The sequence below is a fragment of the Vibrio sp. V03_P4A6T147 genome, assembly GCF_002241085.1.
GTDB classification, from domain to species: Bacteria; Pseudomonadota; Gammaproteobacteria; order Enterobacterales; family Vibrionaceae; genus Vibrio; species Vibrio anguillarum.
This window is the reverse complement of record NZ_NDIO01000013.1, coordinates 1-16,421: the sequence shown is the minus strand read 5'-3', so window position 1 is coordinate 16,421 and position 16,421 is coordinate 1. Positions and strand designations below refer to the sequence as shown.

The 16,421-nt window shown below is 44.8% G+C and carries 14 protein-coding genes and 2 tRNA genes; 7 read left to right on the top strand and 9 right to left on the bottom strand.

Annotation, left to right across the window (positions count from 1 at the left end):
* Window positions 1–113: 113 nt before the first annotated feature.
* A tRNA-His gene (locus tag B9J84_RS00435) sits at window positions 114–189 on the bottom strand.
* 42 nt (window positions 190–231) lie between these two features.
* Window positions 232–308: transfer RNA gene (locus B9J84_RS00430), tRNA-Arg, on the bottom strand.
* A 298-nt stretch (window positions 309–606) separates the two neighbouring features.
* On the opposite strand from B9J84_RS00430, the gene B9J84_RS00425 reads away from it, so the two are divergent.
* Window positions 607–1,014, top strand: a complete 408-nt coding sequence (locus B9J84_RS00425; RefSeq protein WP_088718017.1) for a cytochrome c5 family protein — start codon at window positions 607–609, stop codon at window positions 1,012–1,014.
* Between the two features lie 69 nt (window positions 1,015–1,083).
* Here the strand turns inward: B9J84_RS00425 and rep are convergent, their stop codons facing one another.
* Window positions 1,084–3,102: a DNA helicase Rep gene (gene rep, locus B9J84_RS00420; protein WP_017048508.1), complete on the bottom strand. Its 2,019-nt coding sequence runs from the start codon at window positions 3,100–3,102 to the stop codon at window positions 1,084–1,086.
* Window positions 3,103–3,241: 139 nt separating this feature from the next.
* Between rep and B9J84_RS00415 the strand changes: the two genes are divergently transcribed.
* The 4 genes from B9J84_RS00415 to B9J84_RS00400 all read left to right on the top strand — a co-directional run bounded on the left by B9J84_RS00415 (window position 3,242) and on the right by B9J84_RS00400 (window position 8,486).
* Window positions 3,242–3,853: a TetR/AcrR family transcriptional regulator gene (locus B9J84_RS00415; protein WP_013855653.1), complete on the top strand. Its 612-nt coding sequence runs from the start codon at window positions 3,242–3,244 to the stop codon at window positions 3,851–3,853.
* A gap of 18 nt (window positions 3,854–3,871) precedes the next feature.
* Window positions 3,872–4,978, top strand: coding sequence for an efflux RND transporter periplasmic adaptor subunit (locus B9J84_RS00410; protein WP_017042454.1), 1,107 nt, complete (start codon window positions 3,872–3,874; stop codon window positions 4,976–4,978).
* An 11-nt stretch (window positions 4,979–4,989) separates the two neighbouring features.
* Entirely contained in the window at window positions 4,990–8,112 is a 3,123-nt protein-coding gene (locus B9J84_RS00405) for a multidrug efflux RND transporter permease subunit (protein WP_013855651.1), read from the top strand.
* A gap of 122 nt (window positions 8,113–8,234) precedes the next feature.
* A complete protein-coding gene (locus B9J84_RS00400; RefSeq protein WP_010319855.1) occupies window positions 8,235–8,486 on the top strand; it encodes an accessory factor UbiK family protein in 252 nt (83 codons plus the stop codon).
* A 192-nt stretch (window positions 8,487–8,678) separates the two neighbouring features.
* On the opposite strand, the gene ilvC is transcribed toward B9J84_RS00400, so the two are convergent.
* Entirely contained in the window at window positions 8,679–10,163 is a 1,485-nt protein-coding gene (ilvC, locus tag B9J84_RS00395) for a ketol-acid reductoisomerase (protein ID WP_013855650.1), read from the bottom strand.
* A 143-nt stretch (window positions 10,164–10,306) separates the two neighbouring features.
* Between ilvC and ilvY the strand changes: the two genes are divergently transcribed.
* Window positions 10,307–11,197: an HTH-type transcriptional activator IlvY gene (gene ilvY / locus B9J84_RS00390; RefSeq protein WP_013855649.1), complete on the top strand. Its 891-nt coding sequence runs from the start codon at window positions 10,307–10,309 to the stop codon at window positions 11,195–11,197.
* Between the two features lie 65 nt (window positions 11,198–11,262).
* Here ilvY and hemN read toward each other — a convergent pair whose 3' ends face one another.
* From hemN to B9J84_RS00365, 5 genes are all read right to left on the bottom strand, one after another.
* On the bottom strand, window positions 11,263–12,651 hold the full coding sequence (gene hemN, locus B9J84_RS00385; protein WP_094123274.1) for an oxygen-independent coproporphyrinogen III oxidase: 1,389 nt from the start codon (window positions 12,649–12,651) through the stop codon (window positions 11,263–11,265).
* Between the two features lie 138 nt (window positions 12,652–12,789).
* Window positions 12,790–13,278, bottom strand: coding sequence for a DUF2489 domain-containing protein (locus B9J84_RS00380; RefSeq protein WP_017042451.1), 489 nt, complete (start codon window positions 13,276–13,278; stop codon window positions 12,790–12,792).
* A gap of 8 nt (window positions 13,279–13,286) precedes the next feature.
* Window positions 13,287–13,841, bottom strand: coding sequence for a Der GTPase-activating protein YihI (gene yihI, locus B9J84_RS00375; protein ID WP_013855646.1), 555 nt, complete (start codon window positions 13,839–13,841; stop codon window positions 13,287–13,289).
* Window positions 13,841–14,479 carry a class I SAM-dependent methyltransferase gene (locus B9J84_RS00370; protein WP_013855645.1) on the bottom strand — a complete coding sequence of 213 codons (639 nt, stop codon included), beginning with the start codon at window positions 14,477–14,479 and terminating at the stop codon, window positions 13,841–13,843. Before B9J84_RS00370 ends, yihI begins: the two co-directional genes overlap by 1 nt.
* A gap of 216 nt (window positions 14,480–14,695) precedes the next feature.
* Window positions 14,696–15,313 (bottom strand): cytochrome c, encoded by a 618-nt coding sequence (locus tag B9J84_RS00365; protein WP_013855644.1) that lies wholly within the window; start codon window positions 15,311–15,313, stop codon window positions 14,696–14,698.
* A gap of 167 nt (window positions 15,314–15,480) precedes the next feature.
* Between B9J84_RS00365 and yihA the strand changes: the two genes are divergently transcribed.
* On the top strand, window positions 15,481–16,179 hold the full coding sequence (yihA, locus tag B9J84_RS00360) for a ribosome biogenesis GTP-binding protein YihA/YsxC (RefSeq protein WP_019281187.1): 699 nt from the start codon (window positions 15,481–15,483) through the stop codon (window positions 16,177–16,179).
* Window positions 16,180–16,421: the final 242 nt, after the last annotated feature.

Below are 16,421 nucleotides of genomic sequence, written 5' to 3'. Positions count from 1 at the left end.
CCTCTGCTCCGCTATTCCTAACATCATGATGCACTATCAAACTAGTCTATTCATCGATGTAAATCTTTTTTTCTCGACTTTCACCAAGAAAGGAAACCGAAGTTACCAAATAATGGGGTGGCTAACGAGACTTGAACTCGCGACAACCGGAATCACAATCCGGGGCTCTACCAACTGAGCTATAGCCACCACTGTTTGCCAATTTGCTACTTATTTACATAAGCATCCGGATGGCGCGCCCGAAAGGATTCGAACCTTCGACCTTTGGCTCCGGAGGCCAACGCTCTATCCAGCTGAGCTACGGGCGCATGCCCTATCGGCGGAGTGGAATAATACGGAGTTCACACTAGGGCGTCTAGTACTTTTTCAACTTTTTTTATCGTTTGACGCCTTTTTCATCAGATAACCATTATTACCTCTATAATAAGGATGTGACTCACCCCTTGAAGATCGCAACTTGTTGTTTATTGCAACAACTTATCGGGATATAATCACCCAATATTTACATTGATTTAACAGCTTGAATGGCTTTTAAATCAGCCACACTCTAAATCTAAGTATAAATAGGTAAGCATGAACTTACCTTTGGAATATAAAGTGAGTTTAATGGATATGTCTCGACGAATCATAAGCGTGTTATTCGCTGCTTTAACCTTTTCTAGTGTTGCATTGGCAACCAGCCAAGCTGAATACGATGCCATTGCTGATCGCATTAAACCTGTAGGTGATGTTTACTTAGCGGGTAGTGAACCCGTTGCGGCAGAGCCGACAGGCCCTCGTGATGGCGCGCAAGTTTATGGTACATTCTGTATCGCTTGCCACTCTACAGGCATCAGTGGCGCACCTAAAATTGGCAATGCCGAAGAGTGGGCTCCACGTATCGCCCAAGGTAAAGATGTATTGAAAAATCATGCACTGCAAGGCTTTAATGCCATGCCAGCTAAAGGAACCTGTATGGATTGCTCTGACGACGAAATCGTTGCCGCCATTGAGCATATGATTGCAGGTCTTTAATACATTAATTCCTATAAAACAAAGGGTTGGCTTTAATTCCAAACCTTTGTTTTTATTATTTTTTAAGCACTATTTCTTAAACATGGCAGCGCGCAAGTTAGCAATATGGCTTTGTCCTTTCGCCATGCGCTCTTCTTGACTTACTGGTTTTTTGCTCTGTTCCCACTCAACATCGTCAAAGGGTAATTCATCCAAAAAGCGACTTTGTGTGGGTTTAAGCAGTTCCCCGTATTGACGACGTTCTTTACACATAGTGAAAGTCAGTTCTCGCTGCGCGCGAGTTATCCCGACATACATCAAACGACGTTCTTCTTCGACGTTGTCCTCATCGATACTGGTTTGATGAGGAAGAATACCTTCTTCAGTGCCAATCAAATAAACGTAAGGAAATTCAAGACCTTTCGATGCATGCAGTGTCATCAACTGAACGGCATCACTCTCATCCTCTTCTTCACTTCGCTCCATCATGTCGCGTAGGGTTAAGCGCTGTACAACTTCTTTGAGCGATTTTTCTTGTTGGTCATAGTTGTCACCTTCAAGGTCGGCCACAATCCAAGAATAGAGATCAGAGACGTTTTTCATACGCATTTCGGCCGCTTTGGGGCTGGAAGAGGTTTCATACAGCCAATCTTCATAATGAATATCTCGGACTAACGATCGCACTGCTTCAACGGTATTGCCTCGTTCAGCTTGATCTGAGATAGCCACTAACCATTGCGTAAACTGACGCAAGTTGTCGAGCCCTCTTCCAGATAAATGATGCTCTAAGCCAAGTTCAAAACTGGCCGAAAACAAGCTTTTGCCACGCATATTGGCGTAACTACCCAATTTCTCTAACGTGACTGGGCCAATTTCTCGTTTTGGCGTGTTCACAATGCGTAAAAAAGCATTGTCATCGTCAGGATTCACCAACACTTTGAGGTAAGCCATGATGTCTTTAATTTCGGCTCTGGCAAAAAATGACGTTCCACCGGATAACTTATAAGGCACGCGGTTTTGCAGCAGCGATTTTTCAATTAAGCGTGACTGATGATTACCGCGGTACAATATCGCGTAATCACGATATTCGGTGCGATTGAGAAATTTATGCGCAATCAGTTCACCAGTGACTCGCTCCGCTTCATGATCTTCATTTTTCGCCAGCAGAACTTTGAGTTTTTCACCCTCAGGGATCTCAGAAAAAAGCGTTTTCTCATACACGTGTGGGTTGTTGGCAATCAGAATATTGGCCGCTCTCAAAATACGGCTGGTTGAACGGTAGTTCTGCTCAAGCTTAATCAGTTTAAGATTTGGGTAATCTTGCCCCAGCAACACGAGGTTTTGCGGTTTCGCCCCTCGCCAAGAATAGATGGATTGATCATCATCACCCACCACGGTTAAACGGCCACGTTCTCCAACCAACAATTTCACTAACTCGTATTGACTAGTATTGGTATCTTGATATTCATCCACCAGCAAGTAGCGAATGCGGTTTTGCCAACGCTGACGAACTTCGGCGTTGTTTTGCAATAACAGCACCGGCATTAAAATAAGATCATCAAAATCGAGCGCGTTATACGCTTTCATTTGCTTTTGATAAAGATCGAAGCAGTAAGCGAACAGCTGTTGTTGTTCACCTTGAGCAAAACCTTTCGCTTGCTCTGGCGTCAACATGTCGTTCTTCCAGTTGGAGATGGTGCTGAGCAATTGGCGCAGCAGATCTTTATCGCCCTCGAGCTGTTTCTCTGTCAACTCTTTGAGCAGCGCAAGCTGATCTTGGTCGTCAAACAGAGAGAACCCCGCTTTCAAGCCCAAAAATTTATATTCCCGACGAATAATATTGAGGCCTAAAGTATGAAATGTGGAAACGAGCAGCCCTTTTGATTCAGCTTTTCCAAGCGTTTGTGCTACCCGCGCCTTCATTTCTCGAGCGGCTTTGTTAGTAAATGTAACGGCAGCAATGTTGCGCGCTTTATAATCACACTGTTGAACCAAGTAAGCGATCTTGTTGGTAATTACGCGCGTTTTACCCGAGCCAGCCCCCGCCAATACTAGACATGGGCCCGATACATATTTGACGGCTTCGTCTTGTCTTGGATTCAGCTTCATGAGGTACTCGTATCACTTTTATTTGGGCCGTCTATGATAATGCCGCGCTTTACTGATTACTACGTCATTCACCATAAGATTTTTGTCATTTTACTACACTAGTGTATTGCATAAGGGGCTATAGTTTGGTCTATAATGAATGAACGTTCATTCACTGTGGGATGTCAGCATGTCTAACTGTATTCACGTGGATAAGTACCAGCAGATATTGGTGGCCGCTGAAAAGCTGATCGCTGAATCTGGATTTCAAGGCTTATCGATGCACAAATTAGCCAAAGAAGCCGGTGTCGCAACGGGAACAATTTACCGTTACTTTGATGACAAAGATCATCTTCTCGTGACAGTTCGCTTACACGTTTGTCAGCACATTGCTGACGCGGTGCAAGCCAATATTGATGATGAGATGCCTTTGAAAGAACGCTTTAAAATGATGTGGCTTAATATCTGGGAATTAGCACAATCAAGCAGTGCAACACTCAGCAACCGAGTTCAATATGAATCATTGCCAACAACAATCAGTTGCAATGTTAAGGAACTTGAGCGAAAAATGTTTGCCAAAGTGGATTTACTATTTGATCAAGGTAAAGAGCAGGGATTATTCAAGCCGTTGGATAACCAGATTTTGTCTGCTTTAAGCTTCGAAACAACGGTCGCCCTTGCCCGTAAAAAAGCGATGGAATGTTATCAACTGGATGACAGCGCACTCAGTGCCGTGATTGACGCCAGTTGGGATGCAATTACTCAACACTAACTTGGAGTTCTGACTAGAATGAAAAAGTGGACATTCTTTATGTTACTTATCGCCTTCCTACTGTTTGGTAGCGTGATAGGTTTTAATCTGTTTAAACAACAAAAAATTGCCGAATTCATGGCCAACCGTCCTGAACCTGAATTTCCAGTGACAGTGACTGATGTAACTCCTGTTGATTGGATCCCAGTGATTGAAGCGATTGGTTTTATTGAACCCAATCAAGGCGTGACACTGACATCTGAAACCAGCGGCGTGATCGATAAGATTTCATTTGAATCAGGGACACAAGTTGAGGAAGACCAACCTTTAGTTTTACTTGATTCCGCGGTTGAGAAAGCGAATTTAAAAAGCTCACAAGCTCGCCTACCTGCTGCAAAAGCGAAATACGAACGCTATAAAGGTCTATTTGCTAAAGGGTCAATTTCAAAAGAAGCTTATGATGAAGCCGAAGCAAACTACTACTCTTTGTCTGCAGATATTGAAAGTTTAAAAGCTTCTATTGATCGTCGTGAAATCAAAGCTCCCTTTGCTGGTGTGGTGGGTATCCGTAATGTGTATTTAGGCCAATACCTACAGCCAGGCACCGATATTGTTCGCTTGGAAGATACCAGTGTAATGCGTCTGCGCTTTACCGTTCCACAAACGGATATTTCACGTATTTCATTAGGCCAGCAAGTGGATATTTTTATCGATGCTTATCCTAATGCAGCGTTTACAGGATCCATTACTGCGATAGAGCCTGCCGTTAGCGTTCAAAGTGGTTTAATCCAAGTGCAAGCCGATATTCCAAATAGTGACGGTAAACTACGCAGCGGTATGTTTGCTCGTGCCAACATCATCCTGCCGAAATTAGAAAACCAAGTCACGCTTCCTCAAACCGCCATTACCTTCACCCTGTATGGTGATAATGTTTACGTGTTGAAAGAAGAAGATGGCGTTAAACGAGTAGAGCAGCGCGTTGTAAAAGTAGGTGAACGCAAAGGTGCTGTGGCGCATATTTTAGAGGGCGTACAAGATGGAGACATCGTGGTCACTTCAGGTCAAGTGCGCTTAAGTAACCATTCGAAAGTTCGGGTAGTCGAAAGTAATGCGACTACACCACCTGCTGAAACACCGATGCTGTAATTGGAGGAATCATGCGTTTTACTGATGTTTTTATAAAACGTCCAGTGCTCGCGGTATCGATCAGCTTTTTGATAGCTCTGCTTGGTTTTCAAGCTATTTTCAAAATGCAGGTTCGTGAATACCCTGAAATGACGAATACCGTTGTTACAGTGAGTACAGGCTATTACGGTGCAAGTGCCGACTTAATCCAAGGTTTTATCACTCAACCTTTGGAACAAGCAGTCGCACAAGCCGACAACATTGATTATATGACTTCTTCTTCGGTATTGGGTAAATCAACGATTACCGTAACGATGAAGCTCAATACCGATCCCAACGCTGCACTTTCAGATGTGTTAGCAAAAACGAACTCGGTACGCTCACAGCTTCCTAAAGAGGCCGAAGATCCGACGGTAACTATGTCTACCGGCTCAACCACCGCGGTGCTGTATATTGGTTTCACTAGTGATGAACTTAGTTCAAGCCAAATTACTGACTATCTTGAGCGTGTATTTAACCCTCAAATATTCACCGTCAACGGCGTCTCTAAGATTGACTTGTATGGTGGCATGAAATACGCCCTTCGTATTTGGCTTGATCCAGCAAAAATGGCAGGACTACAGCTCACTGCGGGCGATGTGATGAACGTGCTGAATGCCAACAACTATCAATCAGCAACAGGACAAGCCACTGGCGAATTCGTGCTGTATAACGGTAGTGCCGATACGCAAGTGTCAAATGTCGATGAGCTGAAAAACCTGGTGGTTAAAACGGGCGACGGCAATGTTATTCGCCTAGGTGATATTGCAAACGTCACGCTAGAAAAAAGCCATGATGTTTACCGCGCAAGTGCAAACGGCCGAGAAGCGGTTGTAGCAGCCATCAACGCAGCACCTAGCGCAAACCCAATCAACATTGCTCAAGATGTGCTGGATCTATTACCGCAGTTAAAGCGTAATCTACCAAGTAACATCGAAATGAACGTGATGTATGACTCCACGGTGGCGATCAATGAATCGATCCACGAGGTCATAAAAACCATCGCTGAAGCCGCCTTGATCGTACTTGTCGTCATTACTCTATTCCTAGGCTCTTTACGTGCCGTTATCATCCCGATTGTTACCATTCCACTCTCCTTAGTTGGTGTTGCTATGGTAATGCAGGGAATGGGCTTCTCATGGAACTTGATGACACTGCTAGCGATGGTATTGGCTATCGGCCTTGTGGTGGATGATGCAATCGTTGTACTAGAAAACGTTGACCGCCACATTAAGCTGGGTGAATCACCATTTCGTGCCGCGATTATTGGTACTCGTGAAATCGCCGTTCCGGTAATTGCGATGACGCTGACACTGGGCGCCGTTTATGCACCGATAGCGATGATGGGTGGCATAACAGGCTCACTCTTTAAAGAGTTTGCACTCACACTGGCTGGTGCTGTATTTGTTTCAGGTATTGTTGCACTGACACTTTCACCCATGATGTGTTCTAAAATGCTTAAAGCGCACGAAGAGCCCAACAAGTTTGAACAAAAAGTGCATGGATTACTTGATTCAATGAGTAACCGCTACGCGAAATTACTCGAGAAAGTAATGCAGCGCCGTCCTGTCGTGATTGCCTTTGCGGTGATCGTGTTTGCCAGCCTGCCTATGCTGTTCAAATTCATTCCAAGTGAGCTTGCCCCTTCTGAAGATAAAGGCGTGGTCATGTTAATTGGTACGGGTTCCTCGAATGCGAACTTGGACTATTTACAAAACACCATGAATGACGTGAATACGATTCTGTCTGAACAGCCAGAAGTTCAGTTTGCTCAAGTCTTTACCGGTGTTCCAAGCTCCAACCAAGCGTTTGGTATTGCCTCAATGGTACCTTGGAGTGAACGCCAGGCAAGCCAAGCTGAGGTTGCTACTCGAGTCGGCACCTTAGTGCAAGATATTCCAGGCATGGCCGTGACGGCCTTCCAAATGCCTGAACTTCCCGGTGCAGGCTCTGGATTGCCAATTCAATTTGTCATCACTACACCCAATAGCTTTGAAAGTTTGTTTGCTATTGCCACTGAAGTGCTAACAGAAGTGAAAGCAAGCCCGATGTTTGTGTACTCCGATTTAGACCTCAATTACGATTCTGCGACGATGAAAATTAATATCGACAAAGATAAAGCTGGGGTTTATGGCATCACGATGAAGGATATTGGCACGACATTAGGGACCATGATGGCGGATGGCTATGTCAACCGCATCGATCTCAATGGCCGCTCTTATGAAGTGATCCCGCAGGTTGAACGTAAATATCGCCTCAACCCTGAATCGATGAATCACTACTTTGTGCGTGCCGTTGACGGAAAAATGATCCCATTAGGGAGCCTAATTACCATTGATGTGATTGCAGAGCCGCGCTCACTGCCGCACTTTAACCAGCTAAACTCGGCAACCGTCGGAAGTGTACCGGGCCCAGGAGTTGCAATGGGTGATGCGATTACGTGGTTTGAGGATGTTGCCGCGACTAAACTGCCCGCAGGCTACAACCACGATTATATGGGTGAAGCACGTCAATACGTGACTGAGGGAAGCGCACTCTACGCGACCTTTGGTTTGGCACTCGCCATCATCTTCTTGGTACTGGCGATTCAATTTGAGTCGTTAAAAGATCCATTGGTTATCATGGTATCTGTTCCTCTCGCCATTTGCGGAGCATTAATTGCACTGGCTTGGGGTGCAGCAACCATGAACATCTACTCGCAAGTAGGGTTGATTACACTGGTTGGTCTTATCACCAAGCACGGTATTCTTATTTGTGAAGTGGCGAAAGAAGAGCAGCTACACCATAACAAGTCTCGCATCGAAGCGGTGATGGAGGCAGCCAAAGTGCGTCTTCGCCCAATTCTAATGACGACAGCAGCGATGATTGCAGGTTTGATCCCGTTGATGTACGCAACGGGTGCAGGTGCAGCTCAGCGCTTTAGTATTGGTATTGTGATTGTGGCAGGTCTTGCGATTGGTACACTATTTACGCTATTCGTACTGCCTGTGATTTACAGCTATCTAGCCGAAAAACATAAGCCACTGCCTGTGTTTGTTGAGGATAAAGACCTCGAAAAGCTAGCCAGAGTTGACGAGGCCAAAGCAGCACAACGCCGACTCGCTGAAAATAAATAACACCATATAATTAAGACTGCTTCAAAAAAGGCCACCTCAGTGGCCTTTTTCTTACCTTGAATAACGACATTCTCAGCTCAATTGCTTAGAATGGAGACAAACTGACAGGAGTGTAAGCCGCTATGTTTGACCCTAAAAAACTTGAGCAAATTGCCAAACAAATTCACGATTCAATGCCTCAACCCGTAAAAGATTTGGGTGCCGACGTTGATCAAAAAATCCGCCAAGTGATCCAAGGCCAATTAAATAAATTGGACGTGGTGAGCCGTGAAGAATTTGATGTACAGACTCAAGTATTGATGCGTACTCGCCAAAAGCTCACTGAAATGGAGCAAAAATTGGCCGAGTTAGAAGCGAAAATCACCGCCAAATAATATTGCCCGGTTGAGATAAAAATTTCCCAATAAAAAAGGCTTGGTCAACGGCGACCAAGCCTTTGGTTTTATATTGTGTTTGCTTTTGTATTTATTCTCTCCAGTCAGTCTGGAGCTTTACGTCATCATTCTCGTCATTGAAAAGGGGCGAACTCTCGGCCCCTTCTTAACCACCGGAAGGTTAATTAGCCTTTAGCCACCGACAGCGATGCGTTTCATATCTGTCATGTAACCACGCAACTCTTCACCGATGTACTCAACCGGATGGTTACGAAGAATTTCGTTCACTTCAATCAAGGTCGCGTTATCAACGAAATTCGAGCTTTCACCAAGGCCTTTACCAATCACATCAGTAGATACTTTTGGCATGAACTTTTCGCGCAGTAACGGTGTTGCGACATTGGCAAACAGGTAATTACCATACTCTGCCGTATCAGAAATAACCACGTTCATTTCATATAAACGCTTACGTGCTACTGTGTTGGCAATCAGTGGCAGCTCATGCAGGGATTCATAGTAAGCTGACTCTTCAACAATACCGGAAGCCGTCATAGCTTCAAATGCCAGCTCAACCCCAGCGCGAACCATGGCAATCATCAAAATACCTTTGTCGAAGTACTCTTGCTCAGTGATCTGTACATCAGACTGTGGGTAGTTTTCAAACGCAGTTTCACCGGTTTCAGCACGCCAACCAAGTAAATCAGCATCATCGTTGGCCCAGTCAGCCATCATAGTGCTAGAGAAATGACCAGAAATAATGTCATCCATATGTTTGTTGTACAGTGGGCGCATCAAGTCTTTAAGCTCTTCAGACAGCTCAAACGCTTTGATTTTTGCTGGGTTTGATAGGCGATCCATCATGTGAGTGATGCCACCAAATTTCAGCGCTTCGGTTACCGTTTCCCAACCGTATTGCAGTAGTTTACCTGCGTAACCTGGGTCAATACCTTCTGCTACCATCTTCTCATAGCACACAATCGAACCCGCTTGTAGCATGCCACACAAGATGGTTTGCTCGCCCATAAGGTCCGATTTTACTTCGGCAACGAAAGAGGATTCCAAACAGCCAGCACGATGACCGCCCGTTCCCGCCGCCCAAGCTTTTGCGATATCCCAACCTTCACCTTGAGGGTCATTTTCTGGGTGAACAGCAAGCAAAGTCGGCACGCCGAAACCACGCTTATACTCTTCACGCACTTCGGTTCCCGGGCACTTAGGCGCCACCATCACAACCGTGATGTCTTTACGGATCTGCATCCCTTCTTCAACCACGTTAAAACCGTGAGAATACCCTAATGCTGCACCTTTTTTCATCAGCGGCATGATGGTTTCGACAACATTGCTGTGCTGTTTATCTGGCGTTAGGTTAATGACCAAGTCTGCTTGAGGGATGAGCGTTTCATAGCTACCCACTTCAAAACCGTTCTCTTTAGCATTTTTATAAGACTGACGCTGTTCGTCGATCGCTGCTTGACGCAATGCATAAGAGACATCAAGGCCAGAGTCTCGTAAATTTAGACCTTGGTTTAAACCTTGTGCACCACAACCGACAATCACTACTTTTTTACCTTTGAGGTACTCGGCTTCGCTTTCAAACTCAGAGCGATCCATAAAGCGGCAACGACCAAGTTGGTCAAGTTGTTGGCGTAGATTTAGGGTATTGAAATAGTTAGCCATGTTAGCGCTCTCCTTTAAAGATTCTTTCCATCAGGTCGGTTTCTAGAACCGAATAAACTGATACTAAAGCAGACATCAAGTTGCTTAAAGTGATATATTCACAATTAGTTATTGCAATTTATGCAACGTGATGTGATTAACTTATGAACATTAAAAACCTGCAGATGTTTATCCATCTGTGTGAGAGTAAAAACTTCAGTAAGACCGCCGCCGCGATGCACATCAGCCCATCCGCGCTCAGCCGGCAGATCCAGAAGCTGGAAGAAGAAACTAGCCAAAGCTTATTTGTGCGTGATAATCGTAGCGTTGAGCTAACGCCAGCAGGCAGTAAACTGGTTCCTGTTGCACTCAAAATCATTACAGAGTGGCAGCAATATAACGTACAAATGAAAAACCAAAACAGCGTATTACAAGGGGAAATTCGCTTGTTTTGCTCAGTCACCGCCAGCTACAGCCACCTGCCTCAGTTACTGTCCGATTTTCGAGTTCGCCATCCGTATATTGAGTTCAAACTCTTGACTGGCGATCCTGCTCAAGCGATTGATAAGATTTTGAATGATGAAGCGGATATTGCCATTTCAGCCATGCCCGAACAGCTACCAGCTCGCGTTGAATTTGAAACGATTGGTGAAATACCCTTATCGGTGATCGCGCCGCTCGGGATCAGTAGCTTTATCGAACAACTGCAAAATGACACACCCGATTGGTCAGTTGTCCCTTTTATTGTTCCTGAAGCGGGAACGGCAAGAGATAGAGCCAATGCATGGTTTAAAAAAATGAAGATCAAACCCAATATTTACGCGCAGAGCTCAGGGCATGAAGCGATTGTCAGCATGGTCGCGCTCGGTTGTGGTATCGGCATTGCGCCAGATGTGGTGATCAACAATAGCCCGGTGAGAGATAAGATCCAGCGCCTTAAATTAGCACCCGTAAAACCATTTCAGCTCGGTGTGTGCTGCAAACGCTCACAGCTTGATAACCCATTAATCAAAGCATTGTGGGATGTTGCAGCGAATAAATACCTGACACCATAACTCATCCCTCTTTTCAAAGAAAAAGCCACTGACGAGCAGTGGCTTTTTGATTCATGGTAAGGGCGTTAAATTACCCGCGAAAATTGTTGCTGACGAGCACGAACACGCAAGTATTTATCAAAGCACATGCAGATGTTGCGGATCAACAACCGCCCGCGCAAAGTAACGCGGATCTCTTTTTCATCGACTTCCACTAACTCATCATCAATAAAAGTTTGTAGCAACTCAAGATCTTGCTTGAAGTAGTGATTAAACGTCACGTTAAACTGTGCTTCAATTTGGCTTTTATCCAGTTTGAAATTGCAGATAAGCTGCTTGATCACTTCGCGACGGAGTAAGTCATCACTATCCAGTGCCACCCCTTTCCAGAGTGCATGACGTAACTCATTGACTTGCTCATAGTATTTTTTCAGCTCTTTTTGGTTCTGCGCATACGCATCCCCAATCATTGAAATGGCTGAGACACCAAAGCCAACTAAGTCGCAGTTACCTTGCGTGGTATAACCTTGAAAGTTGCGATGTAAAATGCCTTCACGCTGCGCGACGGCCAACTCATCATTGGGCAGAGCAAAATGGTCCATGCCAATGAACTGATAACCCGCACCCGTTAAGGTCGCGATCGTGTCTTGTAATATGGCCAGTTTTTCTTCCGCCGTAGGTAGATCTTCATCTTTAATCTTACGCTGCGCAGCGAACAGCTGCGGCATGTGCGCGTAGTTAAATACCGACAATCGACCCGGCTTCATCTCCAACACTTGCGCTAATGTTTTAGCAAAAGAGCCTTTAGTCTGCTTAGGCAAGCCGTATATGAGATCAAGGTTGGTTGAGCGAAAACCCAGCTGTTTAGCTCGTTCCGCCATAGCAAAAATAAAGGTTTCATCTTGCTCGCGGTTCACCAGCTTTTGCACTTCTTTGTTGAAATCTTGTACGCCGATGCTCAGGCGGTTAAATCCTTCGCTGCGCAGGTGATCAAGCATCTCTAACTCGATTTCACGCGGATCAACTTCAATACTGATTTCTGCGTCATTTTCAAAGCGGAACTCACCACGCAAAATGGCCATTAAACGGCTAATTTGCAATTGAGTTAAAAAGGTTGGTGTGCCGCCACCGAAATGCAGTTGTGTGACTCTACGGCCATGCAGCAAAGAGGCTCGTTGGCGAATCTCATGTTCGAGCACATCCAAATAGTCGTCGGCTTTATGCGAATGACGGGTAATCACCTTATTACAACCACAGTAGTAACAAAGTTTGTGACAAAACGGGATATGAATATAAAGCGAAAGTGGCCTGTCAGGGTATTGGGCACACGCCATATCATAATCGGCAATAGTAAATGCTTCATGGAATTCAAGTGCTGTAGGATAAGAGGTATAACGCGGGCCTGAATAGTTATACTTATCTAAAACAGCTTGATCCCATACGATCTGTTGGCTGGGTACGACTTGCAAAGACATGCTGTGCTTTCCGTTCGAAACTTTGACGGGCTATTTTGCCACATGACAATGATGGACGTCGGGTGACAAAACGAAATTTGTGTATAAATGTTCTAAACTGCTAACGCGATCACTCACTCGAAAGAGGCAGTCGAGCCATTACATCATTTGAATCGGAATTTGACTATTCAAAGGGGCAATGCGTTTTTGCAGAACTTTTAACTCTTCAACAATCGCATCCATTAAACGGGCCTCCGCCTTTTGGCGTACTAAGTTATGCTTCATTCGCTCTTGTTTAGCGAGTTGGCTGCGCTCTTCGCCACGCGGCATATCCTTCACTATAGAATACAGTTCGGAAATAGCGGGATACGAACTATCAAAGTCGATTCTCTGTTCGCCTTGAACATAATCCATAATGCAGTAGACACGGATGCTGATCTCGGAGAGATCACATTGGCCTTGAATCCCAGCCATGCAAAGCGTATTTACGCTATCAAAAATATTTGCATTGCGTTTTTCAATGGCCAATGTTTGATGTTGAAGCTGCAAATCCTTTTGCTTTTTCAGTTGCAGCAGAAGGTAACCAGCGTAAGACGCTAAGCCGAGAATAATGATTCCACCAGCAATGGCTAACAAGGTTACATTCATGGCACTTTCTATCCTTTTAAATCATTTAGGTCGAAGCCTTCAAAATCTGATAATAAATCATCATCTGAACGTGATTTTTTGGCACTACCGCCAGTCACGATTGGCTCGAAAACATCTTCTTGCTCTTCAGCATACAGACCAAGTTGCTTCATCAGTGCTTCAATACGATCGAGTTTCTCATCAACGTATTTTTGCAAGCCGGCACCTAGGTTTTCGCCATTATCAATACGATCGAGCAACACGTTCAATTGCGCATCATTTTCCAGCATTTCGAGCTCTTGCTCAGCCGACAAACGACGCTCTTGCTTGGTCATTTTCTTCGCTGGCTCAACCACCAGAGGAATTTTTTTCTTGCTGCCTAAACGTGGATCGCGCGCTTTAGCGGCTTCTCGCTGCTGCTGATCTGAACCATCGGAATGGCGGCTACCCGCTTTCAGACCTTTCTGTTTTTTAACTCGCTTACGCAAACGGCCTTCAACATCTGCCTCACTGCGATTACGCGTGACTATCACGTCGCCTTCACCGGCTGAACCCGGCTTTCTCGATTTTTTACTACGGCTCATTACTGGGGTTTCCTCAGTAAAATTACATCATTACCAATAAATTCAAGTTCAAGCTCATCCCGCTTGGCCAAGTACTGGAAGGTTTCACGACTAAAAAAGATCACATGTGTGAGATCATTTTTGTAGTGCCACCCAGCAAACGCCTCCACGTCTTTGACTAGTTTGGTCATTAACCCAATCCAGCCTCCTGGCTTAACTAAATTTAACCATTGCTGCCAAACTTGGTGCGGCTTATGTAAATGCTCAATCACTTCAGTGGCAGTCATAAAATCATAGGTCGCCTGCAACACCTTTTCATCTGGATGAAAAAAGATATCGTATAACGACATTGTGTGCCCAGCCTCTTCCAACATAATGGATAAGGTTGGCCCCGGCCCACAACCAAAATCTAACCCGTTAGATGCCGGAGAAAGCCTCTCCAACATCGGCGCACAAACGCGTGACAAAAACTGGCGATAACCCCTATCCTGCGGGTTATTTTCATGCAAATCATAAAATGCTTTTTCCGCTTTTTCGTCAAGACGATGTTCAGGGCTAACAAACACAAGTGCACAGTGTTGGCACTGCAGATAAGGGCGAACTTTATCGGCAAAATAAGGAACTATTTGTTCACTAAAACATAATGGGCAAATGTGCATGTAACATCCTCAAACAGGGATGCGCAACATACCAGAAAGTGGCATTAGAGTGGAGAGTCAGCGCGTATTTTTTCACCAGCTAGGCAAAAAAAGATAAAAAAAGCGATAGGTAAGCCGATCATTGAGCAAAAAATTACGTTTTCTTCAGTACAAAAGAAAACGCCCTAGCTCAGTGCTAAGGCGTTTTCAAACAACAGTGCTCGAACGGTGTAGGGTTTAGTGAAGGCCGCCAACGTATTTAGAAAGTATTTCGATGTCAGTGTCGCTGAGCTTTTTCGCGACATCACGCATCATGGCATTCATATCATTATTACGAGCGTCATCGCGGAATTTTTGCAGTTGAGCTTTGATGTAGTCAGCATGCTGACCAGAAATTTTAGGGAAACCTGAAAGCTCAGTACCATTACCACGTGGACCATGACACGCAATACAAGCGGTTAAACCACGCTCTGCATCACCTGCGCTATAAAGTGCTTTTCCTTTCACTGCAACGTCTTCAGGCGTTGAGTTCGCTGAAATAGTTTGTGATGCAAAATACGCTGCAAGATCAGCTATATCTTCGTCGCTAAGAGGCATCGCCATGGCACTCATTACGGGATCGTAACGACCTTGTTTGCCACCGCTTGTCATTCCCAGCTTGAGATCATGCAATTGCTTCTCTATGTATTTCTCATGCTGACCAGCAATTTTAGGATAAATTGTAAGTAGACTATTGCCATCAGCACTGTGACAGGCAACACACGTTTGGGATTTTGCTTTACCAGCTTCAATGCTGCCTTGGGCCCACACTGAGCAGCTGGCTAAAAGACTCAAGATTAGCGCTAATTTCTTCATGACATTCCATTTATAATTATCAAGCTTCCAGTACCACTTTGCAGTTGCTACTCACTCTCAGTGGCGACTCATGGTACAATAGGCGACCTTATGCCGAGCACGGTTATTTTACACAATTTCACAAAAAAGTAATCAATCGACTACACAAAGTCGAGATGGAGTTAACAGTGAGCGTAAAAATTCATTATCAAAACACGCATTTCATTACCAGTGCGCCTGACATTCGTCATCTACCTGATGATGAAGGGATCGAAATTGCGTTTGCAGGACGCTCCAATGCAGGTAAGTCGAGTTCGTTGAATCGCTTAACGAATCAGAAGAGCTTGGCTAAAACCAGTAAAACTCCGGGTCGAACCCAACTGATCAACCTATTTAAAGTCACTGAAGGTTGTCATATTGTGGATTTACCGGGCTATGGTTTTGCTCAAGTTCCTTTGGAACTAAAGAAAAAATGGCAAAAATCATTAGGTGAATACCTACAAAAGCGCAAGAGCTTAAAAGGGCTGGTTGTGCTAATGGACATTCGCCATCCGATGAAAGATCTCGACCAACAATTGATTTCTTGGGCTGTCGATTGCTACATCCCAGTGCTAGTACTACTGACTAAAGCGGACAAGCTAAAAAGTGGCGCACGTAAAGCTCAAGTGTTAAAAATTCGTGAAGAGGCACGCTCTTTTGGCGGCGATGTCACTGTCGATGCTTTTTCATCATTGAAAGGCTTAGGCGTCGATGTGCTGCGTAACAAATTAGATACGTGGTTTGCACCCGCACTCGCACATTTAGCCGAGCAAGAAACAGTGGAAGAGATGGATGAGTGTGACTCAACTCACTTAGAAGAGAATCCAGACCATTCTGCACAGCACTAATTCAGAAGAACACTAAAAATCGTGACTCCAACAGAGCCCTACCTAATCGTGGGGCTTTTTTATAGGCTTTAAATTCAAATGCGAACGGCAAAGAGAAAAATCCCCACCATCCTGGTGGGGCAACGGGAGAGAAGTAGGAGGTAATTTATTATTGTTTTGCTAAGCATTCCTTAATCCCTCCAACTTTTCAATAGGTCAAAGAGTCATCAATTCACTCACCCACAGAACACTCCTCTGGCTCA

Coding starts and splice junctions, on each gene's coding strand:
- B9J84_RS00425 (WP_088718017.1), top strand. CDS start 607: ATGGATATGTCTCGACGAATCATAAGCGTGTTATTCGCTGCTTTAACC.
- rep (WP_017048508.1), bottom strand. CDS start 3,102: ATGAAGCTGAATCCAAGACAAGACGAAGCCGTCAAATATGTATCGGGC.
- B9J84_RS00415 (WP_013855653.1), top strand. CDS start 3,242: ATGAACGTTCATTCACTGTGGGATGTCAGCATGTCTAACTGTATTCAC.
- B9J84_RS00410 (WP_017042454.1), top strand. CDS start 3,872: ATGAAAAAGTGGACATTCTTTATGTTACTTATCGCCTTCCTACTGTTT.
- B9J84_RS00405 (WP_013855651.1), top strand. CDS start 4,990: ATGCGTTTTACTGATGTTTTTATAAAACGTCCAGTGCTCGCGGTATCG.
- B9J84_RS00400 (WP_010319855.1), top strand. CDS start 8,235: ATGTTTGACCCTAAAAAACTTGAGCAAATTGCCAAACAAATTCACGAT.
- ilvC (WP_013855650.1), bottom strand. CDS start 10,163: ATGGCTAACTATTTCAATACCCTAAATCTACGCCAACAACTTGACCAA.
- ilvY (WP_013855649.1), top strand. CDS start 10,307: ATGAACATTAAAAACCTGCAGATGTTTATCCATCTGTGTGAGAGTAAA.
- hemN (WP_094123274.1), bottom strand. CDS start 12,651: ATGTCTTTGCAAGTCGTACCCAGCCAACAGATCGTATGGGATCAAGCT.
- B9J84_RS00380 (WP_017042451.1), bottom strand. CDS start 13,278: ATGAATGTAACCTTGTTAGCCATTGCTGGTGGAATCATTATTCTCGGC.
- yihI (WP_013855646.1), bottom strand. CDS start 13,841: ATGAGCCGTAGTAAAAAATCGAGAAAGCCGGGTTCAGCCGGTGAAGGC.
- B9J84_RS00370 (WP_013855645.1), bottom strand. CDS start 14,479: ATGCACATTTGCCCATTATGTTTTAGTGAACAAATAGTTCCTTATTTT.
- B9J84_RS00365 (WP_013855644.1), bottom strand. CDS start 15,313: ATGAAGAAATTAGCGCTAATCTTGAGTCTTTTAGCCAGCTGCTCAGTG.